Genomic DNA, 25199 nt, shown 5'->3' with positions numbered 1-25199 from the left:
GTTTACTTTTTTAAGATTTATGATAGTGTTCAGACACTGACTTCTTTCCCGGAGTTTGTGGAGCATGTTATCCCATTCACTTTTAAACCTATGGCCATTCTCATGTTAGTACTCTATAGCTTGCTTCCTGTTTTTACAATTTCATTGTTTTGGTACAGGCGTAACTATGTTGGACACTACAATTTTGAAGACTACAATAACAATCTCAATATCTGGCAATAGGAACAGCCTATAATCCCCGGATATAACTGCCGTAGAGATCCTTGAATTGATACCCTTGGACAAAACGTTGCTTGCTCAGTTTTTTATGGGCCACCAAGCCCCAGAGCAACAACTCTTTCATAAAATAGGAGTCTTCTTTTGAAATATTGGGTTGATATTCCTTTAAAAGTGCTCCCAATGGGGTGACGGAATCCAATTTTGACCTATATTCATCATCGGTATCTTCATCCAAAAGGTCAAAGCCTTCTCCTTCAAAGAACCAATGGATAAGTTCATCGTATTCCGTTTCGGCATCTTTTCGCTGTAGCTTGTCAATTTTAGGGAAATAATGGGGGAATATGGATTTTATGGCCTCTTCCACAAGCGTTTCGGCCACAAAACCGGCTCCTTCCTGTTCCCCTTCATAAACCAACTCTATTTTTCCTGTGATGGAAGGGATCACTCCCATAAAATCAGTCAAACGGACGGAGGTCTTATCATCCCCTGATTTAATGGCCCTACGTTCCGCGGTGCTCAATAAGTTTTCAAAAGCGGTAATGCTCATACGGGCACTTACCCCACTTTTGGCATCCACATACTCACTGTTTCTGGCCTCAAAGCTGATTTGCTCCAATACTTCCATGGCTATATCGGGTACATATATTCCTTCGGATTGTCGCTGGTCCAGACGGGCTTCTTGTTGGGTGATTTTTTTGGCAATCTCAATAGTTTCGGGATAATGGGTCAAAATCTGAGACCCAATCCTATCTTTCAATGGGGTGACAATACTACCCCTATTGGTATAATCTTCCGGATTGGCGGTAAAAACAAATTGCAGGTCCAATGGAAGGCGAAGCTTAAATCCCCTGATCTGGATATCCCCTTCTTGAAGAATGTTGAACAGTGCCACTTGAATCCTAGCCTGTAGATCAGGAAGCTCATTAATGACAAAAATACAGCGGTTGGCCCTTGGGATCATGCCAAAATGGATTACCCGGTCATCCGCATAGGAAAGTTTGAGGTTGGCCGCCTTTATGGGGTCCACATCGCCAATGAGGTCTGCAACGGTAACATCTGGCGTGGCCAATTTCTCATAGAAACGCTCATCTCTGTGTATCCATTCAATCGGGGTTTCATCTTCTTTTTCCTTGATCAGTTCCGTGGCATATCTAGAGATGGGATGCAAGGGATCGTCATGTACTTCGGAACCGCCTACAATGGGCATCCACTCATCCAAAAGTTGCACCATCAATCGGGCCAAGCGGGTCTTGGCCTGACCACGCAACCCCAATAGATTGATGTTGTGCCGTGACAGTATGGCCCGTTCCAATTCAGGGATTACGGAGTTTTCATAACCCCACACCCCTTGAAAAGTTTCCTCGCCACTGGCAATTTTCCCTAACAGGTTGGTACGTAACTCATCTTTGATACTCTTACTTTGGTACCCTACGGCTTTCAATTCCCCGAGGGTCTTTATTTTGGTATGATCTAATTTCATATAAATCGTTATCCTTTGATTCGTCTTTTTCGGTTTTGTTCGTAATCCTCAAAAATCATCTCGCCCAGACCTTTTAGACCTGTGTAAAATGCCTTGCCCTTGTTGGCTTGGGTAAACTCTCTCACAAATTGCATCAAATACGGGTCTTGGGCAATCATGAAGGTGGTGATGGGAATATGGAGTTTTCGGGCCTGCTGTGCCATGGCATAGCATTTTTCCACGATGTACTCATCCAAGCCTACACTGTTCTTGTAATAATCCCCATTGGGCAGTCGTAAACACGACGGTTTTCCGTCCGTGATCATGAAAATCTGTTTATTGGTATTCCGTTTTCTTCGGAGCATGTCCATGGCCAATTGCAGACCGGCCACGGTATTCGTATGGTAAGGCCCTACCTTTAGGTAGGGAAGATCTTTGATGGGAATAGGCCACGCATCGTTTCCAAAGACCAATATGTCCAAGGTGTCCTTGGGATATCGAGTGGTAATCAATTCCGCCAAGGCCATGGCCACTTTCTTGGCCGGGGTAATCCTATCTTCACCATAGAGGATCATGCTATGGCTAATGTCAATCATCAAGACCGTGCTCATCTGGGCCTTATGCTGGGTGTCTTCCACCACAAGGTCGTCCTCATTCAATGAGAAACTGTCCAATCCATGGTTTACTTGGGCATTTTTTAGGCTTTCGGTCATGGAAATATGTTCCAGGGCATCCCCAAAGCGATATTCCCTAAACTCTCCCGTATGCTCATCGCCTCTGCCTGATTTTCCGGTTCTATGGTTCCCGGCACCACTACGCTTGAGCTTACCGAAGATTTGGTCCAAGGCCCGCTGACGCAGCATACGCTCCAACTTGGCGGTAATGGATAGATTGCCATTTCCTGATCCTTCTTCATCACCTTCCTCCGCTTGCCCCCCTTCAGGGTTATCCGTATCAAATTCCTCCCGGATATAGCCTTTTGCCTTGAGGTCCTCTATAAAATCGTCAATGGTATAATTGTCGTCGGTAAGTTCGTACTCCTTGTCCAACTCCCTAAGCCAGTCCAAAGCCTCCTCCACATCACCCGAAGTATGTGTAATGAGTTCCTGAAAAATCTCAAAGAGTTTTTCGAACGGGGTTTGGTCCGGCGCTTCGTAGGTGGTAAAACGAAACCCTTTTCTTGTATTCATAGCCATTACATAAAATTAACGCATTTTGATCTAATGGCTCAGCGTTTAAAGAAAACTTAACGCTAGGGCTTACTTGTGTCGCTTTTGAAGGGTCTGTACGATATCCTCCAAGGTATACCCCTTGGCCTGAAGCAAAATCAAATAGTGGAAAAGCAAATCAGCACTTTCGTTCAAAAATAGTTCTTCATCATTATCCTTGGCCTCGATCACGGTTTCAACGGCTTCCTCCCCCACTTTTTGGGCAATCTTGTTGATGCCTTTTCGGAATAGGGATGCCACGTAGCTGTCTGGGTTTTCCTGATCGTTCTTTCTGGAGGTGATGATTTGCTCCAAGGTAGATAGAAAACCATAGGTTTGGGTGTTTTCCTCAGCCCAGCAGGTGTCTGTTCCTTTGTGACAAGTAGGCCCAACTGGATTGACGGATACCAACAGGGTGTCGCTGTCACAATCATTTTTTATATCGACCAGTTCCAAGAAATTGCCACTTTCCTCCCCCTTGGTCCATAAACGTTCCTTACTACGACTGAAAAAGGTCACCTTTTGGGTCTTTTGTGTGGTTTCATAGGCCTCTTGGTCCATATAGCCCAGCATGAGGACATTCTTGGTGTTTGCGTCTTGGATGATAGCGGGTATCAGCCCATCTGGGCTTTTGGTGAAATCTATTTTCATATCCTAAATTCTTACAAAAATTCCTTCTTCCTTCAGTTCGTTCTTTAAATCGGTTATTTCAATCTCCTTAAAATGAAAAACACTGGCGGCCAAAGCAGCATCTGCTTTTCCATCTTTAAACGTATCCGTAAAATGTGGAATGCTCCCAGCACCGCCTGAGGCAATGATGGGAATGTTCACCAACTTGGATAATTTGGCCAGCGCCTCATTGGCAAAACCATTTTTGGTGCCGTCATGGTCCATGGAGGTAAACAGGATTTCCCCGGCCCCTCGTTGCTCCACTTCCTTTGCCCATTCAAAAAGGTCCATTTCCGTGGGGACTTTACCGCCAACCAAGTGTACTTTCCACTGTTCATCAATTTGCTTGGCATCTATGGCCACCACAATACATTGGGAGCCAAATTTGGCCACCAGTTCATTGATCAGCTCTGGTCGTTTCACGGCGGAAGAATTGATGGAAACCTTATCCGCGCCATTTTTCAGAAGGATGTCCACGTCCTCAATAGATGAGATACCTCCACCCACGGTAAAGGGAATATTGATGGTTTCGGCAACGTGGTACACCAGCTCCGCCAAGGTTTTTCGCTTTTCCTCGGTGGCCGAAATGTCCAAGAATACCAACTCATCGGCTCCTTCTTGGGCATAGATAGCCGCCAGTTCCACGGGGTCTCCTGCATCACGCAAGTCCACAAAATTGACGCCTTTTACGGTTCTTCCGTCCTTGATGTCCAAACAGGGTATGATTCGTTTTGTAAGCATAATTATCTGTCACCCTGAACTTGTTTCAGGGTCTTATTATTTAAGTAATCTCCAATGTTTTCAACTTTGGATTTAGATTTTTTATTAAATTAATTTTCCAGTCTCGATGCCAATTCTTCAATTGTTTTTCGCGGGCAATGGCATTATTTATAATCTGAAAAAGTTTCAAAATAAACCAAATCGGTAAGATTATATCTTTTAGTATGCCTTGAGCCAATTCCTTTAAAATGTTCAATCACCCTTTTGTACAAATCAGAAGTAACCCCAATATAGAATGAGGTCCTATATTTATTTGTCATTATGTAAACAAAGCTTTGTTGCATTGTTATGCGATTCCGAAACAAGTTCGGAATGACCTTTGATTTCGCTATTCATTTTTAATATTCAAGTCTACATTTTTATAGAACCCCAAATCAGTGTCCTTCAACAATTTGGTCCATAGGGCTATCTGCCCGGTATGATAGGATAAATGTTCCGCCACATGGATGATATTGCCCACTCCCGAAAATTGGAATCCCTGTACGGCTCTCTTTCGCAACAATTCTTCCAAGGGAGCTTCATAAAAAGCCCTCTTGGCCTCATCAATAGTATGACTGAGCTTTTGTATAAGCTCTGCCTTGGCGAACCCAGACGAAACGGAAAACTCCTCATCACGTGCACGGGTATCCTCCAAATTCTGGATGGAGGCAATCCCGTATTGGGTAATGTTACCGCAAAGGTGCAGGATAAGGTTTCCTATACTGTTGGCCGATCCATTGGGCTTCTTCCAGATATCGGACTCCGGAAGTTGATCCAGACAAATTTTGATCATCCGAAGGCTTTCGTCCATGCGATAGCCCACATTCCAGATGAGTTCTTCCTGAAGTTGTTTTTCCTTATCCATTTTGAAGAATATAAGCTTCCAATTGCTTTAGGCTGATTCGGTTTTCATAGATAGCCTTTCCAATGATGGTTCCTTCACAGCCCATTTCGGCAAGTTTGGGCAGTTCGTCAAAAGTTGAAATACCACCACTGGCAATAAGGTTGATGCCGATTACCTCTTTGTCCTCCACACCACTTCCCGTAACCATGGTCTCAAGTTTCATGGTCTTGGAGATGATCTTTTTATAAAGTTCGAAAGAAGGCCCTTCCAACATGCCATCCTTGCCAATATCAGTACAGATTACATACCGGATTCCCTTCTTTTGGTAGGACCGGATAAAGGGAACCAATTCTTGGTCAGATTCCTCCTGCCAGCCCGAAACCGCTACTTTTTCATCTTGGGCATCGGCTCCAAGAATGATCTTGTTGGGGCCATAGTTCTCCAGCCAACCCAAAAAAATGTCTGCATTCTTAACGGCAATGCTCCCTCCTGTTATTTGATGGGCACCACTTTCAAAAGCGATGTGAAGGTCTTCATCGGTTTTTAGACCACCCCCAAAGTCAATCTTTAAGCTTGTTTTGGAGGCAATGTTTTCCAATACCTTGTGGTTGACTATATGTTTGGATTTGGCCCCATCCAAATCCACCAAATGGAGGTTTTGAATCCCATGGGCCTCGAATTCCTTGGCCACTTCCACGGGGTCTTCATTATAAATTTTCTTGGTATTGTAGTCACCTTTGGAAAGACGAACACATTTCCCTTCAATAATATCTATAGCTGGAATCAATCTCATTCGTAATCGTATTTAGCGTTGTCCATGGCCATCCACATGGTGGAGTCCCCTATCTTTTTAAATCCCAATGGTTCATAAAGTCCGTGGGCGTCCATGGTCTTCAATCCAACGGTATGAACCGCTTTGATATCTGGATGTTCCAAGATAGCCCCAACCAACTTTTTACCCAACCCCTTTCCTTTGTGCGGTTCAAAAATGATGACATCCATAAGATAGGCAAAAACCACTTTATCGGTCAGTACACGGGCAAATCCCACTTGTTCACCCTTATTGGAATATACGCCAAAACACAGACAGGCATCAATGGTCTTTTGGGTCATTTCCGGGGTTCTATAGCCGCCCCAATAGGTAGATATCACCTCTTGGTGGATTCTGGGGACATCCAATTTTTCCTTGTCCGATGAGATATAGTACTCCATGATCAGATCACCGTTAGAAAGTTCTCCAAAATGGTACTGCCCACCTCACTGCTTTTTTCTGGGTGGAATTGTACCCCGTAAAAATTGTCTTTCTGCAATGCAGCACTATAGGGCAATGCATAATCGGATTCTGCAATGGTATCCTCACCCTTTGGGGCATAAAAACTGTGCACCAGATAGATATATGACCTTTCAGGGACTCCCTTGAACAAATCCGATTGGAGTTCCGTAATCTGGTTCCATCCAATTTGGGGCACTTTTACGGTATTGGGAAATTTAACTACATCCATGTCAAAAATACCCAAGCCTGTTGTATTGCCCTCTTCTGATGACTTGCACATAAGTTGCATACCAAGGCAAATGCCCAAAACAGGTTGCTTTAGTGTGGGAATGAGCTTATCCAAACCAGTGTCCCGAAGCTTTGCCATGGCTGAACTGGCCTCCCCAACGCCGGGAAAGATCACCTTGTCCGCTTGCCTGATTTCTTCAGCATCATGGCTCAAGACTGCCTCAAACCCCAAGCGCTGTATGGCAAACTTGATGCTCTGGATATTTCCTGCGCCGTAATCGATTATCACCAACTTCATCTACATTAATTTTTTTATTGTCATTTGGAACGTATTAAGAAATCTAGATTTCTCAGTCATAAACTCCTTCGAAATGACCTAGTTTATAATAAACCCTTGGTTGAGGGTAATACCATTTTCTCCGCATCCCGTTTCACGGCCATTTTAATGGACTTGGCAAAAGCTTTAAAAATGGCCTCTATTTTGTGGTGTTCATTGTCACCTTCGGCTTTAACGTTCAAATTGGCCTTTGCTCCATCCGTGAAGGATTTAAAGAAGTGCAGGAACATTTCGGTAGGCATGTCCCCCACTTTTTCCCTTTTGAACTCAGCATCCCATACCAGCCAATTTCTTCCACCAAAATCTATGGCCACTTGGGCCAGGCAATCATCCATGGGCAAACAAAAACCGTAGCGTTCTATACCTAACTTATTGCCCAATGCCTTTGAAAACACTTCGCCCAACGCAATGGCCGTATCCTCAATGGTATGGTGTTCGTCCACTTCCAGATCGCCATCCACTTTGATGTCCAAATCCATTTGTCCGTGACGGGCCAATTGGTCCAGCATATGGTCAAAGAAGGCCAATCCGGTTTGGATGTCACTTTTTCCAGTCCCATCCAAGTTCAATTTGATTTGGATATCCGTTTCGTTGGTCTTTCTTGAAATTTCGCCGATACGGTTTTCGAGCTTTAGAAACTCATAGATTTTTTCCCAGTCGTTGCTTTCCAAGGCAATGTACTCATCCAATTCCTCCCGCTTTACCGTAATCTCCCCTGTTCCCAAATGGGTGTCGTCATTGATGAAGATGCCCTTCGCACCCAAATTTTTGGCCAATTCCACATCGGTCAAACGATCTCCGATTACAAAGGAATTTTCCAAATCATAGGCATCGGAAAAATAAGAAGTCAACATCCCTGTTCCCGGTTTTCTGGTGTTGGCATTGTCCTTGGGAAAGGTTTTATCAATAAATACTTGGTCGAAAACCACTCCTTCATTCTCAAAAGCTTTTAGGATAAAATTGTGTACCGGCCAAAAGGTATCTTCTGGAAAAATATCCGTGCCCAAACCATCTTGATTGGTGATCATGACCAACTCATAATCCAGTTCTTTGGCAATTTTTCCCAGAAACGTGAAGGCCTTGGGGTAAAAAATCATTTTTTCAAATGCATCAATCTGTTCGTCGGCCGTTTCCTTTATAATGGTTCCATCACGATCAATAAATAATACTTTCTTGCCCATTATGGTAGTTGTTTTAAAATGGCTATCAGTGTTTTGTTCTCTTCGGGAGTCCCAACGGTAAACCGAAGGGTATTTTCACATAAAGGTTGGGTACTTCTATTGCGCACCACTACTTTATGCCCCAATAATTGTTGATATCGTTTATCGGCATCATCCACCTTGGCCAATACAAAATTAGCATCCGTGGGATAGATTTCCTGTACAAAAGCCAATGCTTTTAATGCCTCGATCAATGATGTCCGTTCCCTCAATATCTGGTCAACTTCAGTGGCAACTGCATCTTGATTCAACAGACGTTGCAAGGCTTGCTGTTGCGTAAGTTGATTGACATTATAGGGTGGTTTGATCTTGTTTAAAATGGCAATGATTTCTTCCGAGGCATAACAAATCCCCAGTCGAATACCCGCCAAACCATAGGCTTTGGAAAGGGTTTGGGTCACTATCAAATTGGGATATCCCGCTAATTTGCCCACCCAACTCTCTTCTTCTGAAAAATCAATGTAGGCTTCATCGATTACCACCAGTCCCGGAAAAGATTCCAATAACTGTTGCACCTTATCCACCGCAAAGGTATTTCCCGTGGGGTTGTTTGGGGAACAAATGAACAACAGCTTGGTGTTCCCATCCACCGCTTTCTGAGTTTCAGGGATATTGGGTTCAAAGTCTGGTGTCAGCAATACTTCCCGGTTTTCCACCGCGTTGATGCCTGCCAGAACCTTGTACATGCCATACGTGGGGGGCAAGGTGATGATGTTGTCTCGATTGGGCTCACAAAATGCTCTATAGATAAGATCCAAGACTTCATCACTGCCATTTCCCAGAAGCATGTTGCTCTCAGAAACTCCTTTCTGTTTGGCCAAGAGTGATTTTAGGCTTCGTTGGTAGGGGTCTGGATAACGATTGACACCATTCTCAAACGGATTCTCATTGGCATCCAAGAAAATCATTTCAGAGCCGTCCGAAACATACTCATCCCGAGCAGATGAATAGGGTTTCAATTGGTCCACGGATTCCCTGACCATATTTTTTATGTTGAATACAGTTTTCATTTTGAATTTTTTAATCTGAGGGTCACTGCATTTTTGTGTGCCTGAAGGCCTTCCGCTTCGGCCATGAGTTCTATGGCATTTCCAATACTCCTGATACCCTCTTCAGATATTTTTTGAAAGGTCATGCTTTTCATAAAACTATCCAGGTTCACTCCGCTGTACTGCTTGGCATACCCATTGGTGGGCAGGGTGTGATTGGTCCCCGAAGCATAGTCCCCAGCACTTTCCGGGGTATAGTTTCCAATAAACACCGAACCGGCATTTTGGATTCCGTCAAGGTAAAAACTCTCATTTCCCACACAGACAATAAAGTGCTCGGGGCCATATTCATTGATTAACTCCAAGGCTTCCTCGTCATTTTTTACCTGAATCAGTTTGCTGTTGGCAATGGCTTTCTCGGCAATGGAAACTCTAGGCAACACTTTTAGCTGAGTCTCTATTTCCTCCTCTACAGCATTGATTAAATTTTCTGAGGTTGATACCAAAATCACCTGACTATCGGCGCCATGCTCGGCCTGACTCAACAAATCAGAGGCCACAAAAGCTGGATTGGCCGTATCATCTGCCACCACCAAAAGTTCACTGGGTCCGGCAGGCATATCAATCGCCACACCATATTTGGTGGCCAGTTGCTTGGCCACGGTAACAAACTGGTTTCCCGGCCCAAAGATTTTATAGACTTTAGGGATGGATTCCGTTCCAAAGGTCATTCCTGCAATGGCTTGTATACCTCCAACTTTATAGATTTGGGTTACCCCGCAAAGTTGTGCGGTATACAGAATGGCCGGGTTGATTTCCCCTTTCTTGTCTGGGGGTGTACAGAGTACAATTTCTGAGCAACCCGCCAATTTCGCTGGAATGGCCAACATCAAAATAGTGGAAAACAGTGGCGCGGAACCCCCTGGGATATACAATCCAATTTTTTGGATGGGCCTCTTTTCCTGCCAGCAAGAAACTCCTGGCATGGTTTCCACTTCTACCCTTTCCGTACGTTGCGCTGCGTGGAACTTTTCAATGTTGCTTTGTGCCAGGCTAATGGCTTGTTTTAAATCTTCAGAAACAAGCGCTGACGCTTTTTTTATCTCATCAGAAGAAACCCTGAAGTCATTAAGGGCAACTCCATCGAAGCGTTCCGTATATTTTTTCACAACGACATCCCCTTCGGATTTCACTTCTTCAAAGATGGCATTGACCGTACCCTCAATGTCCGATACGGTTTGGGTAGGTCTTTTAAGGACCTCCCCCCAATTTTTTCGTTCTGGATAATTTATTCGCTTCACTACAGTACCATTTTTTCAATAGGACATACCAAAATTCCTTCGGCTCCGGCTTGTTTCAGGGCATCGATGACTTCCCAAAAGGTATCTCTTGTAATGACTGAATGTACGGAGCTCCAGCCCTCTTCTGCCAACGGCAATACTGTTGGACTCCGCATTCCGGGCAAAAGCGAAATAATCTCATCCAGCTTATCATTGGGTGCGTTCAGCAATACATATTTATTTTGGCGTGCCTGTAAGACCGATTTTATCCTGAATTGGATTTTCTTCAGAATCTCCAAACGCTCTTCGGATATGGTAGGTGATACCGCCAAAACGGCTTCACTGGTTAAAATAACATCCACCTCTTTTAAATTGTTTTTGAAGAGGGTACTTCCACTGGAAACAATATCACAGATCCCATCGGCCAATCCAATGTTGGGGGCAATTTCCACGGAACCGTTGATAATGTGCAAATCTGCCGTAACGCCTTTGGATTTCAGGTATTCATTTACCGTATTGGGATAGGAAGTGGCTATCTTTTTGCCTTCCAAGTCTTTTACGGAGTTGTACTTCACTCCCTTCGGAACTGCTAGAGAGACCCGACACTTGGAAAAGTTCAGTTTTTCAACAACGGAAATGTCCTGCCCTTTTTCCACCAGTACATTTTCCCCGATGATGGCAATATCCACTACCCCATCCCTTAGGTATTGGGGAATATCCCCATTACGAAGGTAAAACACTTCCAAAGGGAAATTTCGGGCGGTAGCCTTGAGTTGATCTTTTCCATTGTCTATGGAAATGCCACAATCCTTTAAAATAGCGAGGGAATCCTCATTTAACCGGCCACTTTTTTGAACCGCGATTCTAATCTTTGTCATTATTCTTTCTTTGGTGTTCAACAACCCAAACGGGCACAAAAACAAAACCCGTTTGATTTCTCAAACGGGTTAGAATATATTTTTAGTTACAGCAATACATCTCTACCTCGCTTGAGAGCAAGTATAAAAATGATGATGTACGTTTTTGTTTCTCATTATGGAATCAAAAGTAGGGCATATTTTTTTATCAAAAAAGACTTATTTAGTTATTTCCCAAAATTAGGGGCAAACCATCATCTCCAGACCCCACCACTACCACTTTTGCATTGGGGGATTCGGCGAGTTTTAAAGTGGCCTCAATACCTTTATCCTGCAATATCTTGTCCGTGAGCGAAGCACTCAAAATCTTATTTGCATCGGCTTTTCCTTGTGCTTCAATTCGAACCTTTTCTGCTTCTTTTTGGGCAGTGACCAATCTAAATTCATACTCCAATGACTCTTGTTCCTGTTTTAGCTTTCGTTCAATGGCGTCTTTGATGGTAGGTGGCAAAGTCACATCCCGTACCAAAACCTCGTTCAATTGAATATATTGGTCATCCACAATCTTTTGGGTTTCCTCAAAGATTTCCTGTTGAATGGCATCACGCTTGCTGGAATACAACTGTTCCGGGGTATATCGTCCCACCACGCTACGGGCCGCAGAACGGATTGCTGGCAGCAAAACACGATCTATATACTGTTCACTTTTTTCTTGGTGCAATTTTCCAAGCTCGTCATATTTTGGTTGAAACCAAACGGAAGCTTCCAATTTAATATCCAGACCATTTGATGAAAGTACATTCATTTTCTCGAGCTTTTCCTGTTGGCGAACTTCATATACAAACACCTTGTTCCATGGGGCAACCAAGTGGAAGCCTTCGCCCAAGGGCGGCTCATCCGTGACAACACCTCCTCCAAAGTATTTGTAAAGAACCCCAGCTTCACCGGAACCGATGGTCACTGTAGATCTCGACATAAATATGATCAGAAAAATAATGCCCGCTAAGGCTGGTAAAGCAATCTTAGGTAATCTATCCATGGTTTTATAACATTTAAATTAATCCGTTGTACTTTCTGATGAACCACTCCAAAGCAAGGGTAAGGACTATCAATCCCAATAGTATACGGAAATCTATTAAAGATACAATATTCTCTTTGCTCTTTTGCGTGGGGACGTATTGTTGCGAAGTGGTCAGTTGCTCCAACATGGCTTCGGTATTGTTACTGAAATACAGGTTACCGTTGGTCTTCTCGGCCAAACGGCCCAATTTTCCAAAATTGGAAGAAGTGAATTGATCTTCTGGGTTAAAATCCAAAATTTTAAAGCTTCCGGATTGTTTCAGGTTGGCGTCTTTTACCGTAACCGTGAACTGGTATTCCCCAGCTTCCAAGTCGCCAAGGTCTACTTCAAAAAAATTGCCTTTCAACAACATGGGGGATTCGCGGGAAAAGCCATTGTCTTTTCCCTGCACTTGGATGCTTATGCTTGCACTAGGGTCAAATTGATAGCTTTCATCAAAATAGGATGCCCGTATCTGTGCCAGACTTGCATTATCAAAGACCAAGTCGTAGTCGAGTTCCAATCGATTTCGTTGACCAGTACTGCCCAAATACACCATAAGTTTGCCCATAAAAGCATCAAAATTTTGGAAACTTTGGTCATTCCGGAAGGTCTGGGCACGCCATTTCCAGAGATTTTCCCCGAACAAAACGGCTTCTCTTTGATTTCCTTCGGATAAAACGGCAAATAATGGACTTCCCAAATCCACCCCACGAATCTGTTGGTAAAGAATGACCTCCACACTTTTGTTCAGCTGAACATTCCCGAGATAACCTTCTAATGGCGGAAACCCATTGACATTGAAATCATCCAACCCAAAGGTTTGGAATGTAGCGTTGCGAACGGGTAAAATATCTTCGGACTGGTTGTTGTTCTCTTTCTGAAAACTTTGTTGTACGCGGTTCAGGAAATTCCAATCCGTTTTGGTACCTGTTATGGTAAAGGTGCCCACACCGGATTTTGAAATATGGTCATATATGGCATTGAACTTTCGGTTGGGCTGGTATAGGATAAGAAGGTCAGCTTCTTCCAAAATTCTGTTGGAAACAGTTGGGGGATATATGGAGACGGTGCGCTGTTCATTGGATTCAATTGCTTTTTTCAATGCGCCCATATCGGGATGGAGCATATCGGAGACTATGACCACACGGGTTCTTTCATCAATCACCTCAATGGCGGTTTCCTTTCTATTGTTAGCGGTACTTCGTTCATTGACCAAGGTTTCCACATCAATGCGAATGGTTTTCATTCCAACGCTCTGGGCCTCAACCAATGTATGCAAAGTCTGGCTGTTTTTGGTTTGATCAAGTTCTACCCTTTCCCTATGGACCACTTTGCCATCCAAGGTTATGGTGACGTTCTTGGAAACGGATTGCTGGCCGTTGTACAAAACAGTGGCCTCCACGGGAAATCTATTCTTCAAAAACGCATAGGTATTGGTGTTGATGAGCCCAATGGAAATATCCTCATAACTTGTGGTATCACCTACCACAACTGGATTTACGGAAAGATTGCTTCCTAAGTTGAGATATTCGTAATCCCTACCCAAGGTTTGGTTCCCATCCGTTAAAAGGACCACGGCGTTGGTACCGTTCACAAAAATCTCATCAACTGTGGAGAGTGCCTTGGAAATATCGGTATTCCTTTGGTTGAACCTCAGGGAGTCCAAGGGACGAATGTCCTTTCCAAAGGCATATGCTTGAACGGAAAAATGCTCTTGAAGCGAAGGATTTCCCAAGAGATGCTGGGTTGTCTCCGAAATGGAACTTTCGGACTGGGCTTCTTGGATGGATGAAGAATCGTCGACCAACACGATGAGATTGGCCTTTTCCAAAAAATAATCGCGATGGACAAACTTGGGGTTGATCAATAACAAAAGGCCACAGAACAAGGTTAAAAACCGTAATGTGGCCAGTAGTATTCTTAGGGAACCCTTTTTTGGGATTCTATAAAAGTATTGATAAAGGACTATGGATAGCGCGGCAACCGCTGCAAGAACAATAAGGAGTACCGTGCTAAATTCCATGCATTTTATGTTAGCATGCCACCGTCCACGCTCAACACTTGTCCGGTAACATAATCTGAAAGATCGGAGGCCAAAAATAGGCAGGCATTGGCCACATCCTCAGGTTTTCCTCCCCGTTTCAATGGAATGGCATCTCGCCAACCCTGAACCGTTTTTTCATCCAACTTATCGGTCATTTCAGTTTCAATGAAACCAGGCGCAATGGCATTGCAACGAATGTTCCGTGAACCCAATTCCAAGGCAATGGATTTGGTGAACCCGATCATCCCGGCCTTTGATGCGGCGTAGTTGGCCTGTCCGGCATTTCCTTTGATTCCCACCACGCTGCTCATGTTGATGATAGAGCCTTTTCGTTGTTTCAACATGGTACGCTGTACTGCTTTGGTCATATTGAACACCGACTTTAGGTTGATTTCCACCACAGCATCAAAATCATCCTCTCCCATCCGCATCAATAAATTGTCCTTGGTGATTCCCGCGTTGTTGATCAATACATCGATCCTTCCATCAAAATCTTCCAAGACTTGGGCCACCAAAGCTTCTGAATCCTCATAACTGGCCGCATTGCTTTTATAAGCCTTGGCCTTTACGCCCATGCCTTCCAATTCTTTTTGCAGTTCCAAAGCTGGAGCTTCACTGGAACTATAGGTAAATGCCACATTGGCACCATGTTGTCCGAATATTTGGGCTATCCCTTTTCCAATTCCCCTACTTGCCCCGGTAATGATTACGTTTTTTCCTTCCAAAAGTTTCATATGCTGATAGTGTTTGAATGGTTATCAACCAAATATAGTTGTTGTTTTATGTTTTGCCGAAAAAAAATCCCGCTTTACACGGGATTTTAGATAAGTTTTAACGGTTAGGCTTAGCCTACCACTTCTTTTACTTTTACGCCAATTTCTGCTGGGGAATCCACTACGTGGATACCACATTCGCGCATGATTCTTTTCTTGGCTTGGGCCGTATCGTCGCTACCGCCTACAATGGCACCGGCGTGTCCCATGGTACGTCCGGCAGGGGCAGTTTCACCGGCAATAAACCCAATGATAGGTTTTTTACTTCCACTTTCTTTATACCATCTGGCTGCTTCGGCTTCCAATTGTCCACCAATTTCACCGATCATGACCACACACTCGGTTTCTGGATCATTGATCAATAGTTCCACTGCCTTTTTTGTAGTTGTTCCAATGATGGGGTCTCCACCAATTCCAATGGCAGTTGTGATTCCCAATCCTTGACGGACCACTTGGTCAGCAGCTTCGTAGGTTAGTGTTCCGGATTTGGAAACAATCCCTACTTTTCCTTTTTTGAATACAAAACCGGGCATGATACCTACTTTGGCCTCTCCGGGAGTGATGACACCGGGACAATTGGGACCTATCAAAGTACAATCGAAATTCTTGATGTAGTCGTTGGCCTTGACCATATCGGCTACGGGAATACCTTCAGTAATGGTAATAATGACCTTGATACCGGCATCAGCGGCTTCCATAATGGCATCTGCAGCAAAGGCGGGCGGTACAAAAATGATGGTAGTGTCGGCACCCACTTTTTCAACCGCTTCCAAAACAGTGTTGAAAACTGGTTTTCCCAAGTGTTCCTGTCCACCTTTTCCGGGGGTCACACCTCCTACTACATTGGTACCGTATTCAATCATTTGTCCGGCGTGGAATGTTCCTTCGCTACCGGTAAAACCTTGTACAATTATTTTTGAATCTTTGTTTACTAAGACGCTCATATGTTAAACTTAATTAGGTGTAAAAATAGGCTTTGCTATGCGTTTTGTCTATTGTTTTTTTAAATCTTTTTCAATTTTTCGAGGATTTCCGGGATTTTCTTAACCAAAGCCATTTGCTTCAGTTTATCACGGGCTTCTTCTGCCGGACTTCCAAAATAGGCCTTGCCGCCTTCCAAGGATTTGGCAACCCCGGTTTGAGCCAAAATAATTGCTTTTTTTCCAATGGTTGCGGCACTGGTAACTCCTACCTGTCCCCACATGATGACCTCATCCTCCACCACCACACATCCTGCGATTCCCACTTGGGAAGCAATCATACATTTCTTTCCAATAACGGTATCGTGGCCAATTTGGATTTGGTTATCCAGTTTTGATCCTGTTTTGATACGGGTGTCTCCCGTAACACCACGATCAATGGTACAAGCTGCTCCAATATCTACGTGGTCTTCAATGACTACCCTACCCCCGGACAATAATTTGTCCAGACCTTCGGGTCTATTCTTGTAGTAAAAGGCATCTGAACCCAACACGGTACCGGCATGGATGGTAACATGGTCCCCAATAATACAATGATCATAGATGGTCACATTGGGATGGATGGTACAGTGCTTTCCAATTTTTACATGGTTCCCAATAAAAACATTGGGCTGTATTGTGGTTCCCTCACCTATTTCAGCCGTTTCGGCTATGGAAGTATTGGCATTCTGGAAGGGTCTGAAAAATTTGGTCAGCTTGTTGAAATCCCTAAAAGGATCATCGGAAATCAACAGTGCTTTTCCTTCGGGACACTCCACATCTTTGTTAATGAGCACTACGGATGCCTTGGATTCAAGGGCTTTGTCGTAGTACTTGGGGTGGTCCACAAATACAATATCCCCTTCCTCCACCACATGGATTTCATTCATCCCAAAAATGGGAAAGGTTTCCCCTCCCACAAATTCCGAGTCAATAAGCTCCGAAATTTCTTTTAAGGTATACGCCCTAGGGAATTTCATGGCTGATTATTCTTTAGCACGTTCCATGTACGCCCCTTTTTCCGTATCGATTTTGATTTTGTCGCCTTCATTGATAAAAAGCGGAACGTTGATACGGGCACCGGTTTCCACTGTGGCCGGTTTGGTGGCATTGGTTGCGGTATTTCCCTTTACACCGGGTTCGGTATGGGTCACCTCCAAAATAACACTGGCAGGCATTTCCACTGAAAGTGGCATGTTGTCCTCCGTGTTGAAGATGATGGTAACTACCTCGCCTTCCTTCAATAGTTCGGGAGAATCCAACGCATCCTTTTGAAGGGCGATTTGGTTGTAATCATCCGTGTTCATGAAATGGAAGGTATCCCCTTCCGGATATAGATATTGATAAGATCGGGTCTCTACCCTAACATCGTCAATCTTATGCCCAGCGGAGAAAGTGTTGTCTATTACTTTTCCCGTAGTGACACTTTTCAACTTGGTTCGGACAAAGGCAGGACCTTTTCCAGGTTTTACATGAAGGAATTCAATGATCTTAAAAATGTCGTGGTTGTATCTAATGCACAACCCTTTTCGTATATCTGAAGTACTTGCCATAGGATTAATTTGAACTAAAATAGCCTTTCATGATTCCGCGTTGCGAATCCCTGATGAATTGAAGGATCTCATCGCGTTCCGGAGTTGCCTCCATTTCAGCTTCAATAATGGATGCCGCTTGGGAATTGTTATAATTTTTTTGATATAATATTCTGTAGATATTTTGTATCTCCCTGATTTTTTCAGCTTCAAACCCTCTTCTACGAAGACCTATGGAGTTGATGCCTACGTAGGACAAGGGTTCCCTTGCCGCTTTTACAAAGGGAGGTACATCTTTCCGTACCAATGAACCACCAGTGACAAACGCATGGTTTCCGATGGACACAAACTGATGTACGGCTACCATTCCGGCCAAAACCACATTCTGACCAATGGTCACGTGTCCGGCCAAGGTTGAATTATTACTGAAGATGCATCCATCCCCCACTATACAGTCATGGGCCACGTGGCAGTAGGCCATGATCAGGCAATTATTGCCAATAACTGTTTTCATACGGTCCGAGGTTCCTTTGTTGATGGTGGCACATTCCCTAATGGTGGTATTGTCCCCAATATGGACCGTGGTGTCTTCTCCTTGATATTTTAAATCTTGGGGCATGGCAGAGATAATGGCTCCTGGGAAAATATTGCAATTTTTTCCAATACGGGCCCCTTCCATGATAGTAACATTTGAGCCAATCCAAGTACCTTCACCTATGGTTACATTGTTGTGAATGGTGGTGAAGGGCTCTATGACCACGTTTTTGGCAATCTTGGCACCTGGGTGCACATATGCTAAGGGTTGGTTCATCTATTCGTCAGCGTTTTTGGTTTTTACGATTTGTGCCATAAGTTCGGCTTCTGAAACCAACTTCCCATTGGCATAGGCATAGGCCTGCATGTGACAAATGCCACGGCGAATCGGGGAAATCAAATCGCATTTAAAGATTAAGGTGTCTCCGGGTACCACCTGTTGTTTAAACTTCACGTTGTCTATTTTCATAAAGAACGTTAAGTAGTTTTCTGGATCGGGAACAGTGCTCAACACCAAGATGCCTCCGGTCTGGGCCATGGCCTCTACCTGAAGTACGCCTGGCATAACCGGAGCGCCGGGAAAATGCCCCACGAAGAACGGTTCGTTCATGGTCACGTTCTTTACGCCTACCACATGGGTGTCTGAAAGTTCCAGAATCTTATCCACCAACAAAAAAGGCGGACGATGGGGTAACATACCCATGATCTTGGTCACATCCATTAAAGGAGTCTGATTCAAATCATAGGTAGGAACCTTGTTCCTTTTCTCTATCTTGATGATCTTGGATAGCTTTTTGGCAAACTGGGTGTTTACAAAATGACCCGGCTTATTGGCGATGACCTTTCCTCGAATCCGTGTCCCGGACAAGGCCAAATCCCCAACTACATCAAGTAATTTATGTCTTGCAGCCTCATTGGGATAATGTAGGGTCAAATTATCCAAGATCCCATTGGGTTTAACGGATAGTTTTTCTTTGTTGAAGGCCTTTTCCAACTTTTTCATAGTGGATTCGGAAATTTCCTTGTCCACATATACAATGGCATTGTTAAGGTCCCCTCCTTTGATCAGGCCATGCTCCAAGAGCATTTCCAGTTCATGAAGGAAACTAAAGGTACGGGCATTGGCAATTTGCTCCTTAAAGTCGGAAATATGCTCCAAAGTGGCATTTTGGGTCCCTAAAACTTTAGTGCCAAAATCTACCATGGTGGTTATCTGATAATGGTCTGAAGGGATTACGGTAATCTCACTTCCGGTAGCTTCGTCCTTATAGGAAATAACATCTTTTACCACGTATTCCTCACGCTCCTGATCCTGCTCCACAATACCCGCTTCTTCCAACGCTTTCACAAAAAACTTGGAAGAGCCATCCATGATAGGAGGTTCTGGGGCATTCAACTCGATCATCACATTATCAATATCCAAACCAACCAAGGCGGCAAGAACATGCTCCGAGGTTTGGATTTTCACCCCATTCTTTTCCAGATTGGTGCCTCTTTGGGTGTTTACCACATAATTGGCATCGGCCTCAATGATGGGCTCTCCCTCAAGGTCTACCCGTTTGAATGCAAAACCATGGTTTTCCTTTGCAGGTAAAAAACTCATGGTCACATGTTCCCCTGTGTGGAGTCCTACTCCCTCAAGGGTTACTTTCTTTTCAATGGTGCGTTGCTTATTACTTGTCTTGCTCACCTTCAACTTTTTTTTCTATGTTGGAGATTTGATTTACCAGTTTTGGTAAATTCTTGAAGTGTACGTATGATTTATTGAAGTCGCCGTAGTTCAGTGCGGGTGATCCTTGCAGCACTTCATCATCCTTCACGTTTCGTCCAATCCCCGATTGCGCTTGTATCTTGACCCGATCCCCAATGGTAATGTGTCCCACGATGCCCACTTGGCCACCAATAAGACAGTATTTCCCAATTTTAGTGGATCCTGCTATGCCCGTTTGTGCCGCAATAGCGGTATGTTCACCAATTTCAACATTATGGGCAATTTGGATTTGGTTGTCCAATTTTACACCCTTTCGCAAAATGGTAGATCCCAGTGTGGCCCGATCTATTGTGGTGCCAGCCCCTACATCCACATTATCTTCCAAGATAACGTTTCCAGTCTGTGGCACTTTGCTATACTCTCCCTTGGCATTTGGGGTAAATCCAAAACCATCAGCACCAATGATCACACCGCTATGTATGGTGCAATTGTCCCCAATAATGGATTCTGAATATATTTTGGCCCCTGCAAAAATCATTACATTGTCACCGATAGTGACATTATCACCAATATATACGTTGGGATATACTTTTACATTGTCCCCTATTTTGACATTCTCGCCCAGATACGAAAAAGCCCCTAAATAAAATCCTTCCCCGTAACGGGCACTCTCAGAAATAAAGGATGGGCTTTCCACGCCCACTTTATTGTTCTTTACTTGATTGTAGTACTCCAATAATTTGGAAAAAGATTTATAGGCATCCTCTACTTTGATCAAGGTGGTGGACAGGGACTGTTCTGGAATAAAATCCTTGTTCACAATGGTTATGGATGCCTTTGTGGAGTAGATGTAAGAGGTATACTTTGGATTGGCCAAAAAAGTCAAGGAGCCTTTTTCGCCCTCTTCAATTTTGGATAATTTATGCACAGCGATTTGAGGATTTCCCTCAACTTCCCCCTCTAAGATTCCGGCAATTTGGGTAGCTGTAAATTTCATTTGTGCAAAAGTAACAAAATTTGTTAAACAGCTTCCTTAGGGTAGCAGCTATAATATTTGGTCACGGTCTTGGAAAGTGCCTTAAGGCTGAGTTGGTCAGATTCTTTGAGCACATCGGTTATTCTTCCATTCTTTTTCAGAATGTGTATGGCCTGTCCATTGCTGTTATAGGCCTTGTTCGAAATTTCTCCCTGAAACACAAAATTGGAGGCTTCTTCTTCTGAAAGATCGTATTTCTGGACGACTTCTTCCAATTTTAGTTGCATTTTTTCGGGGTTGGCCGGACGCTTTTTTATTTTGATGTGCAACAATTTTCTGTTGAGCACCATGCCGCACATTTTGGAAAGCACAAAATCTTCATGGAACTGCCACGATTTTATGGCTCCAAAAATGTCCACATCATCCAATTGGGCAAACTTTGCCAATGCCCCGCTGTCAAATTTCTTGGGCTCGTTTTCGCCCAAAAAGAATAGAAGGGCCCCACTACCGGACAAATGGCTTCCTTTGATCAAAAGTTCACGGGCACGTTGCATAATACGCACCAACAACTGCTCTGCCACCAAGCCTGTCTTGTGCAGGTATACCTGCCAATACATGAACCTCCGGGCCATTAAAAACTTTTCCACGGCATAGATCCCTTTCTCTTCCACCACTAGGCTCCCGTCCACTACATTGAGCATGGAGATAAGCCGTTCCGAATTGATGTTCCCTTCTGTGACCCCGGCATAAAAACTATCTCTTTTGAGGTAGTCCAAACGGTCCATATCCAATTGACTTGACACCAATTCGTTCATGAAAGGTTTGGGATAATCCTTTTTGAAAATGGCTATGGCAGTGTCCAAGGCTCCATTGAATTCCTTGTTGAGTTCCTCCATAAACAACAAGGACAGTTTTTCATGGCTTTGGTCTTTCACCACAAAACCTTCCAGGGCATGTGAAAATGGACCATGGCCAATATCATGCAATAGAATGGCGCATAGCAGTCCGGTTTCTTCTTCCTCACTGATATCCACCCCTTTCAGTTTTAGGACTTGAATAGCCCTATCCATAAGGTGCATACTGCCCAGTGCATGGTGAAATCGGGTATGATGGGCACCTGGATATACCAAAAAGGACATTCCCATTTGGGAGATCCTACGCAACCTTTGAAAGTAAGGATGCGCGATCAGTTGAAAAATTAGTTCATTTGGAGTTCCAATAAAACCGTAAATTGGGTCGTTGAAAACGTTAAGCTTATTGGTTTTTACCAAGGATTTTTGTTTTAATCCCACAAAGATAACTACTATATGAACAAGATAACAATTCTTTGGGTCGATGATGAGATCGATCTATTAAAACCTCACATTTTATTCCTGGAAGGCAAAAATTATAAAGTAGTTACCAGTCAAAGTGGACAGGACGCCCTTGAAGAGCTTAAAAATTCCTTTTTCGACATCGTGTTCCTAGATGAGAACATGCCTGGCCTATCCGGTCTGGAGACCCTGAATGAAATAAAGAAATTTGATGTATCCATTCCTGTGGTGATGATTACCAAGAGCGAGGAGGAGTATATCATGGATGAAGCCATAGGGTCCAAAATTGCGGATTATCTCATCAAACCGGTAAACCCCAACCAAATATTGCTGTCGCTCAAGAAAAGTTTGGACAACTCGCGTTTGATTTCAGAGAAAACCACCGCAAACTATCAGCAAGAATTCAGAAAGATTGCGATGGATCTTTCCATCATCAACTCGTTTGAAGAATGGGTAGAGCTTTACAAAAAGCTCATCTATTGGGAGCTTCAGTTGGAACAGATCGAGGATTCCGGGATGTTTGGGATATTGGAATCCCAGAAGGCTGAGGCCAACTCGCAGTTTGGCAAGTTTGTGGACAAGAATTACCGCAGCTGGTTTCAGGATGGGGACGCTCCCATAATGTCGCACACCCTTTTTAGAAACAAGATCCAACCGGAACTGGAAGGGAACAAGACCCTATTGGTGGTCATAGACAATCTTCGCTACGACCAATGGCTGGCATTTGAGGAGACATTGGCCATTCATTATAAAAAGAAACAAGAATCGGCCTACTACAGCATCTTGCCAACAGCCACCCAATATGCACGGAATGCCATTTTCTCGGGGCTGATGCCCTTGGATATGGAAAAGCAGTACCCCAATTGGTGGAAAAACGATACGGATGAGGGGGGGAAGAATCTTTTCGAAGCAGATTTTTTGGGAGCCCAATTAAAACGTTTGGGGCTTAACCTGAAATGGGAGTACCATAAAATCAATAACCTGAAACAAGGAAAGCAGTTGGTCCAAAATTTCAAGGCACAAAAAGACAACGACCTAACCGTGGTGGTCTACAATTTTGTGGACATGCTCTCCCACTCCAAAACAGAAATGGAAGTGGTGAAAGAGTTGGCATCCAATGATAAAGCCTATAGGTCGCTTACTCTCAGTTGGTTTAAGAATTCACCTTTGTTGGAGGTTATACAGCAAGCCCAAAGTTTGGGCATGAAACTGATATTGACCACTGATCATGGCACCATCAATGTAAAGCAACCTTCAAAAGTGATCGGGGACAGGGATACCAGCCTAAACCTGAGGTATAAGACCGGAAAAAGTCTCACCTATGAGGATAAAGATGTCTTGGCTTCAAAAAAACCACAGGATATCCATTTGCCCAACATCAATTTGAGCAGTAGCTATATCTTTGCTAAGAACGACTTGTTCTTCGCCTACCCCAACAATTTCAACCATTATGTAAGTTATTACAGAAATACCTATCAGCATGGAGGGGTCTCCTTGGAAGAAATGATCGTTCCTTTTGTAGTTTTGGATGCTAAATAATACCGATTTGAAAATTACATTCCGACTAGATGAAATCCAAAAGGCGGCACAAGAGGTCCTGCAAGCTGCCCCGAACAAAATACTATGTTTTTATGGGGAAATGGGAGCCGGAAAAACTACCCTTGTGAAGGCCATGCTCAAAGAATTGGGTGCTGTGGACGCAGGGAGTAGCCCAACTTTTGGGCTAGTGAATGAATACCATGATGACCAAGGCAAGGTTTTGGCCCATCATTTTGACTTTTATCGATTGAACGATGAGAGCGAAGCCTTGGATATGGGCTTTGAGGATTATTTGGACCCAAGCATATGGGTGTTTATTGAATGGCCTGAAAAAATCGCTTCCCTACTTCCGGAAAACGTTGTACCCATTTTCCTGCATTTAATCGATGAAAATACGCGTTCAGTCGAGTTAAATGTTTGTTAACGGACAATCCCCCTATATTCAAACCAGTTTATTGTACAGGACATCGATGAATCGACGAAGTGTGTTTTTTTAACGTTAAAACGCAAATTTTATCGATGAAGCGTAGGTGAAGTTGAAATATTTTCCTACATTTGTCCTGTAGATGAATTCATTTATTAACCAAAAACTCTTTTACGATGAACACTAAAAAAGTTTTTTTTGGATTACTAGGTGTTGCCTTTTTGGCCATGACTGTTGCCGTTGCAACAGTAGATTTGGACAAAAGTCAAACTACTAGTATCGAGAAGTCTAAGATTAGAAAGCTGTAATTTTTTCCAATCTTAACTGTAGTACAAATGGTCCTATTTTATGATAGGGCCATTTTTTTTGCAATAAAATCAGGTTTTTTATGTTATCATGAGTGATGAGTGACAAAAAAAGTATCCGTAAGAAACTGATCATGGAAGGTGTTTTTGCCGTTCTGATCGCAGTATCCCCCATCTTGTTCTACTGGTACAAATACATGCCGGAAGGTGCAGAGACATGGTCATTTTTGGGCATTGAATTTGGCACCAATGGATTTGATGATGTCGGGGAGGCTTTCTATTATTATTTTAATAAAATTGTTCCTTTATTACTCTTGGTGGTATGGTTCGTGACCTGTAAGAATTGGTGGTATTATGCCATTCTGATACCCATTTCCATGTACAGCTTCCAGTTGTTTGCCGTACTCACCTTTGACTCCAATATTGTTGATGAGAACGAGGTGATGTATGTGGTCGCCGTGACCATGGTGGTAACACCCATAGTATATTTCATTAGGGTGAAGTTGGTGGATAAACACGTGCATGGCATTGATTTGGACGCCATGGATGCCGAGTTAAACATACTGAAGGAAAAAGAAGAACTTCGAAAGGAAAGGGAGAAACTGGAACAACGCCAGAAGACCCTTTCAAAAAAAATGTAAATTTGTTTTAATGCCCATGGCATGACACTCAGATTTACAATGT

Annotated in this window: 26 protein-coding genes; 3 read left to right on the top strand and 23 right to left on the bottom strand. The window is 43.6% G+C overall.

The window, feature by feature from the left end; translation table 11 throughout:
- Positions 1-229: 229 nt before the first annotated feature.
- The 23 genes from ACPD8L_RS03515 to ACPD8L_RS03405 all read right to left on the bottom strand — a co-directional run bounded on the left by ACPD8L_RS03515 (position 230) and on the right by ACPD8L_RS03405 (position 22205).
- Positions 230-1699 carry a MoxR family ATPase gene (locus ACPD8L_RS03515; RefSeq protein ID WP_423941910.1) on the bottom strand — a complete coding sequence of 490 codons (1470 nt, stop codon included), beginning with the start codon at positions 1697-1699 and terminating at the stop codon, positions 230-232.
- Positions 1700-1707: 8 nt separating this feature from the next.
- Complete coding sequence (locus ACPD8L_RS03510; protein ID WP_116218809.1) at positions 1708-2874, bottom strand: vWA domain-containing protein; 1167 nt, start codon at positions 2872-2874, stop codon at positions 1708-1710.
- Between the two features lie 63 nt (positions 2875-2937).
- Entirely contained in the window at positions 2938-3537 is a 600-nt protein-coding gene (hisIE, locus tag ACPD8L_RS03505; protein ID WP_423941907.1) for a bifunctional phosphoribosyl-AMP cyclohydrolase/phosphoribosyl-ATP diphosphatase HisIE, read from the bottom strand.
- A gap of 3 nt (positions 3538-3540) precedes the next feature.
- Positions 3541-4296 (bottom strand): imidazole glycerol phosphate synthase subunit HisF, encoded by a 756-nt coding sequence (gene hisF, locus ACPD8L_RS03500; protein ID WP_423941905.1) that lies wholly within the window; start codon positions 4294-4296, stop codon positions 3541-3543.
- Positions 4297-4439: 143 nt separating this feature from the next.
- Positions 4440-4595, bottom strand: coding sequence for a GIY-YIG nuclease family protein (locus ACPD8L_RS03495; protein ID WP_423941903.1), 156 nt, complete (start codon positions 4593-4595; stop codon positions 4440-4442).
- 68 nt (positions 4596-4663) lie between these two features.
- Positions 4664-5179, bottom strand: coding sequence for a DinB family protein (locus tag ACPD8L_RS03490; protein WP_423941901.1), 516 nt, complete (start codon positions 5177-5179; stop codon positions 4664-4666).
- Positions 5172-5951, bottom strand: a complete 780-nt coding sequence (locus tag ACPD8L_RS03485) for a 1-(5-phosphoribosyl)-5-[(5-phosphoribosylamino)methylideneamino]imidazole-4-carboxamide isomerase (RefSeq protein ID WP_423941898.1) — start codon at positions 5949-5951, stop codon at positions 5172-5174. Before ACPD8L_RS03485 ends, ACPD8L_RS03490 begins: the two co-directional genes overlap by 8 nt.
- On the bottom strand, positions 5948-6370 hold the full coding sequence (locus ACPD8L_RS03480; protein WP_116218814.1) for a GNAT family N-acetyltransferase: 423 nt from the start codon (positions 6368-6370) through the stop codon (positions 5948-5950). The genes ACPD8L_RS03485 and ACPD8L_RS03480 overlap by 4 nt, the downstream gene beginning before the upstream one ends.
- 2 nt (positions 6371-6372) lie before the next feature.
- Positions 6373-6957, bottom strand: a complete 585-nt coding sequence (hisH, locus tag ACPD8L_RS03475) for an imidazole glycerol phosphate synthase subunit HisH (protein WP_116218815.1) — start codon at positions 6955-6957, stop codon at positions 6373-6375.
- An 83-nt stretch (positions 6958-7040) separates the two neighbouring features.
- Positions 7041-8177, bottom strand: a complete 1137-nt coding sequence (gene hisB / locus ACPD8L_RS03470; RefSeq protein ID WP_423941893.1) for a bifunctional histidinol-phosphatase/imidazoleglycerol-phosphate dehydratase HisB — start codon at positions 8175-8177, stop codon at positions 7041-7043.
- Positions 8177-9226, bottom strand: coding sequence for a histidinol-phosphate transaminase (hisC, locus tag ACPD8L_RS03465; RefSeq protein ID WP_423941890.1), 1050 nt, complete (start codon positions 9224-9226; stop codon positions 8177-8179). Before hisC ends, hisB begins: the two co-directional genes overlap by 1 nt.
- Positions 9223-10506 (bottom strand): histidinol dehydrogenase, encoded by a 1284-nt coding sequence (gene hisD / locus ACPD8L_RS03460; RefSeq protein ID WP_423941888.1) that lies wholly within the window; start codon positions 10504-10506, stop codon positions 9223-9225. Before hisD ends, hisC begins: the two co-directional genes overlap by 4 nt.
- The gene (gene hisG, locus ACPD8L_RS03455) at positions 10506-11363 is read right to left on the bottom strand and encodes an ATP phosphoribosyltransferase (protein ID WP_116219318.1); all 858 of its coding nucleotides are present in this window, start codon (positions 11361-11363) and stop codon (positions 10506-10508) included. The genes hisD and hisG overlap by 1 nt, the downstream gene beginning before the upstream one ends.
- Positions 11364-11565: 202 nt before the next feature.
- Positions 11566-12381, bottom strand: coding sequence for a prohibitin family protein (locus ACPD8L_RS03450; protein ID WP_116218819.1), 816 nt, complete (start codon positions 12379-12381; stop codon positions 11566-11568).
- Between the two features lie 13 nt (positions 12382-12394).
- A complete protein-coding gene (locus tag ACPD8L_RS03445) occupies positions 12395-14428 on the bottom strand; it encodes a VWA domain-containing protein (protein ID WP_423941884.1) in 2034 nt (677 codons plus the stop codon).
- Between the two features lie 5 nt (positions 14429-14433).
- Entirely contained in the window at positions 14434-15183 is a 750-nt protein-coding gene (gene fabG / locus ACPD8L_RS03440) for a 3-oxoacyl-[acyl-carrier-protein] reductase (protein ID WP_293300486.1), read from the bottom strand.
- 110 nt (positions 15184-15293) lie between these two features.
- Positions 15294-16166 (bottom strand): succinate--CoA ligase subunit alpha, encoded by an 873-nt coding sequence (gene sucD, locus ACPD8L_RS03435; protein WP_116218822.1) that lies wholly within the window; start codon positions 16164-16166, stop codon positions 15294-15296.
- 59 nt (positions 16167-16225) lie between these two features.
- Positions 16226-17161, bottom strand: coding sequence for a UDP-3-O-(3-hydroxymyristoyl)glucosamine N-acyltransferase (locus tag ACPD8L_RS03430; protein WP_293300484.1), 936 nt, complete (start codon positions 17159-17161; stop codon positions 16226-16228).
- A 6-nt stretch (positions 17162-17167) separates the two neighbouring features.
- Entirely contained in the window at positions 17168-17734 is a 567-nt protein-coding gene (gene efp, locus ACPD8L_RS03425) for an elongation factor P (protein ID WP_116218824.1), read from the bottom strand.
- Between the two features lie 4 nt (positions 17735-17738).
- On the bottom strand, positions 17739-18524 hold the full coding sequence (gene lpxA / locus ACPD8L_RS03420) for an acyl-ACP--UDP-N-acetylglucosamine O-acyltransferase (RefSeq protein ID WP_116218825.1): 786 nt from the start codon (positions 18522-18524) through the stop codon (positions 17739-17741).
- Positions 18525-19937 (bottom strand): bifunctional UDP-3-O-[3-hydroxymyristoyl] N-acetylglucosamine deacetylase/3-hydroxyacyl-ACP dehydratase, encoded by a 1413-nt coding sequence (locus ACPD8L_RS03415; RefSeq protein ID WP_116219319.1) that lies wholly within the window; start codon positions 19935-19937, stop codon positions 18525-18527.
- Positions 19921-20955: a UDP-3-O-(3-hydroxymyristoyl)glucosamine N-acyltransferase gene (gene lpxD, locus ACPD8L_RS03410; RefSeq protein WP_116218826.1), complete on the bottom strand. Its 1035-nt coding sequence runs from the start codon at positions 20953-20955 to the stop codon at positions 19921-19923. The genes ACPD8L_RS03415 and lpxD overlap by 17 nt, the downstream gene beginning before the upstream one ends.
- A gap of 23 nt (positions 20956-20978) precedes the next feature.
- Complete coding sequence (locus ACPD8L_RS03405; protein ID WP_116219320.1) at positions 20979-22205, bottom strand: HD domain-containing protein; 1227 nt, start codon at positions 22203-22205, stop codon at positions 20979-20981.
- A 36-nt stretch (positions 22206-22241) separates the two neighbouring features.
- Between ACPD8L_RS03405 and porX the strand changes: the two genes are divergently transcribed.
- The 3 genes from porX to ACPD8L_RS03390 all read left to right on the top strand — a co-directional run bounded on the left by porX (position 22242) and on the right by ACPD8L_RS03390 (position 25156).
- Positions 22242-23786: a T9SS response regulator signal transducer PorX gene (gene porX / locus ACPD8L_RS03400; protein ID WP_293300472.1), complete on the top strand. Its 1545-nt coding sequence runs from the start codon at positions 22242-22244 to the stop codon at positions 23784-23786.
- 7 nt (positions 23787-23793) lie between these two features.
- A complete protein-coding gene (gene tsaE / locus ACPD8L_RS03395) occupies positions 23794-24210 on the top strand; it encodes a tRNA (adenosine(37)-N6)-threonylcarbamoyltransferase complex ATPase subunit type 1 TsaE (protein WP_423941876.1) in 417 nt (138 codons plus the stop codon).
- A 403-nt stretch (positions 24211-24613) separates the two neighbouring features.
- Entirely contained in the window at positions 24614-25156 is a 543-nt protein-coding gene (locus tag ACPD8L_RS03390; RefSeq protein WP_116218828.1) for a hypothetical protein, read from the top strand.
- Positions 25157-25199: the final 43 nt, after the last annotated feature.

It is taken from the genome of Flagellimonas algicida, from assembly GCF_049629585.1.
In the GTDB taxonomy this organism is placed as follows: domain Bacteria; phylum Bacteroidota; class Bacteroidia; order Flavobacteriales; family Flavobacteriaceae; genus Flagellimonas.
This window is presented reverse-complemented; position numbering and strand designations above follow the sequence as displayed.

Bases quoted from the DNA above. Each gene is read 5' to 3' on its own strand.
- lpxD (WP_116218826.1), bottom strand. From the start codon at position 20,955: ATGAAATTTACAGCTACCCAAATTGCCGGAATCTTAGAGGGGGAAGTT.
- hisC (WP_423941890.1), bottom strand. From the start codon at position 9,226: ATGAAAACTGTATTCAACATAAAAAATATGGTCAGGGAATCCGTGGAC.
- fabG (WP_293300486.1), bottom strand. From the start codon at position 15,183: ATGAAACTTTTGGAAGGAAAAAACGTAATCATTACCGGGGCAAGTAGG.
- ACPD8L_RS03390 (WP_116218828.1), top strand. From the start codon at position 24,614: ATGAGTGACAAAAAAAGTATCCGTAAGAAACTGATCATGGAAGGTGTT.
- ACPD8L_RS03485 (WP_423941898.1), bottom strand. From the start codon at position 5,951: ATGAGATTGATTCCAGCTATAGATATTATTGAAGGGAAATGTGTTCGT.
- ACPD8L_RS03450 (WP_116218819.1), bottom strand. From the start codon at position 12,381: ATGGATAGATTACCTAAGATTGCTTTACCAGCCTTAGCGGGCATTATT.
- ACPD8L_RS03430 (WP_293300484.1), bottom strand. From the start codon at position 17,161: ATGAAATTCCCTAGGGCGTATACCTTAAAAGAAATTTCGGAGCTTATT.
- efp (WP_116218824.1), bottom strand. From the start codon at position 17,734: ATGGCAAGTACTTCAGATATACGAAAAGGGTTGTGCATTAGATACAAC.
- hisIE (WP_423941907.1), bottom strand. From the start codon at position 3,537: ATGAAAATAGATTTCACCAAAAGCCCAGATGGGCTGATACCCGCTATC.
- hisH (WP_116218815.1), bottom strand. From the start codon at position 6,957: ATGAAGTTGGTGATAATCGATTACGGCGCAGGAAATATCCAGAGCATC.
- ACPD8L_RS03495 (WP_423941903.1), bottom strand. From the start codon at position 4,595: ATGACAAATAAATATAGGACCTCATTCTATATTGGGGTTACTTCTGAT.
- hisB (WP_423941893.1), bottom strand. From the start codon at position 8,177: ATGGGCAAGAAAGTATTATTTATTGATCGTGATGGAACCATTATAAAG.
- lpxA (WP_116218825.1), bottom strand. From the start codon at position 18,524: ATGAACCAACCCTTAGCATATGTGCACCCAGGTGCCAAGATTGCCAAA.
- ACPD8L_RS03480 (WP_116218814.1), bottom strand. From the start codon at position 6,370: ATGGAGTACTATATCTCATCGGACAAGGAAAAATTGGATGTCCCCAGA.
- ACPD8L_RS03515 (WP_423941910.1), bottom strand. From the start codon at position 1,699: ATGAAATTAGATCATACCAAAATAAAGACCCTCGGGGAATTGAAAGCC.
- hisG (WP_116219318.1), bottom strand. From the start codon at position 11,363: ATGACAAAGATTAGAATCGCGGTTCAAAAAAGTGGCCGGTTAAATGAG.
- ACPD8L_RS03490 (WP_423941901.1), bottom strand. From the start codon at position 5,179: ATGGATAAGGAAAAACAACTTCAGGAAGAACTCATCTGGAATGTGGGC.
- ACPD8L_RS03510 (WP_116218809.1), bottom strand. From the start codon at position 2,874: ATGGCTATGAATACAAGAAAAGGGTTTCGTTTTACCACCTACGAAGCG.
- ACPD8L_RS03445 (WP_423941884.1), bottom strand. From the start codon at position 14,428: ATGGAATTTAGCACGGTACTCCTTATTGTTCTTGCAGCGGTTGCCGCG.
- sucD (WP_116218822.1), bottom strand. From the start codon at position 16,166: ATGAGCGTCTTAGTAAACAAAGATTCAAAAATAATTGTACAAGGTTTT.
- hisF (WP_423941905.1), bottom strand. From the start codon at position 4,296: ATGCTTACAAAACGAATCATACCCTGTTTGGACATCAAGGACGGAAGA.
- porX (WP_293300472.1), top strand. From the start codon at position 22,242: ATGAACAAGATAACAATTCTTTGGGTCGATGATGAGATCGATCTATTA.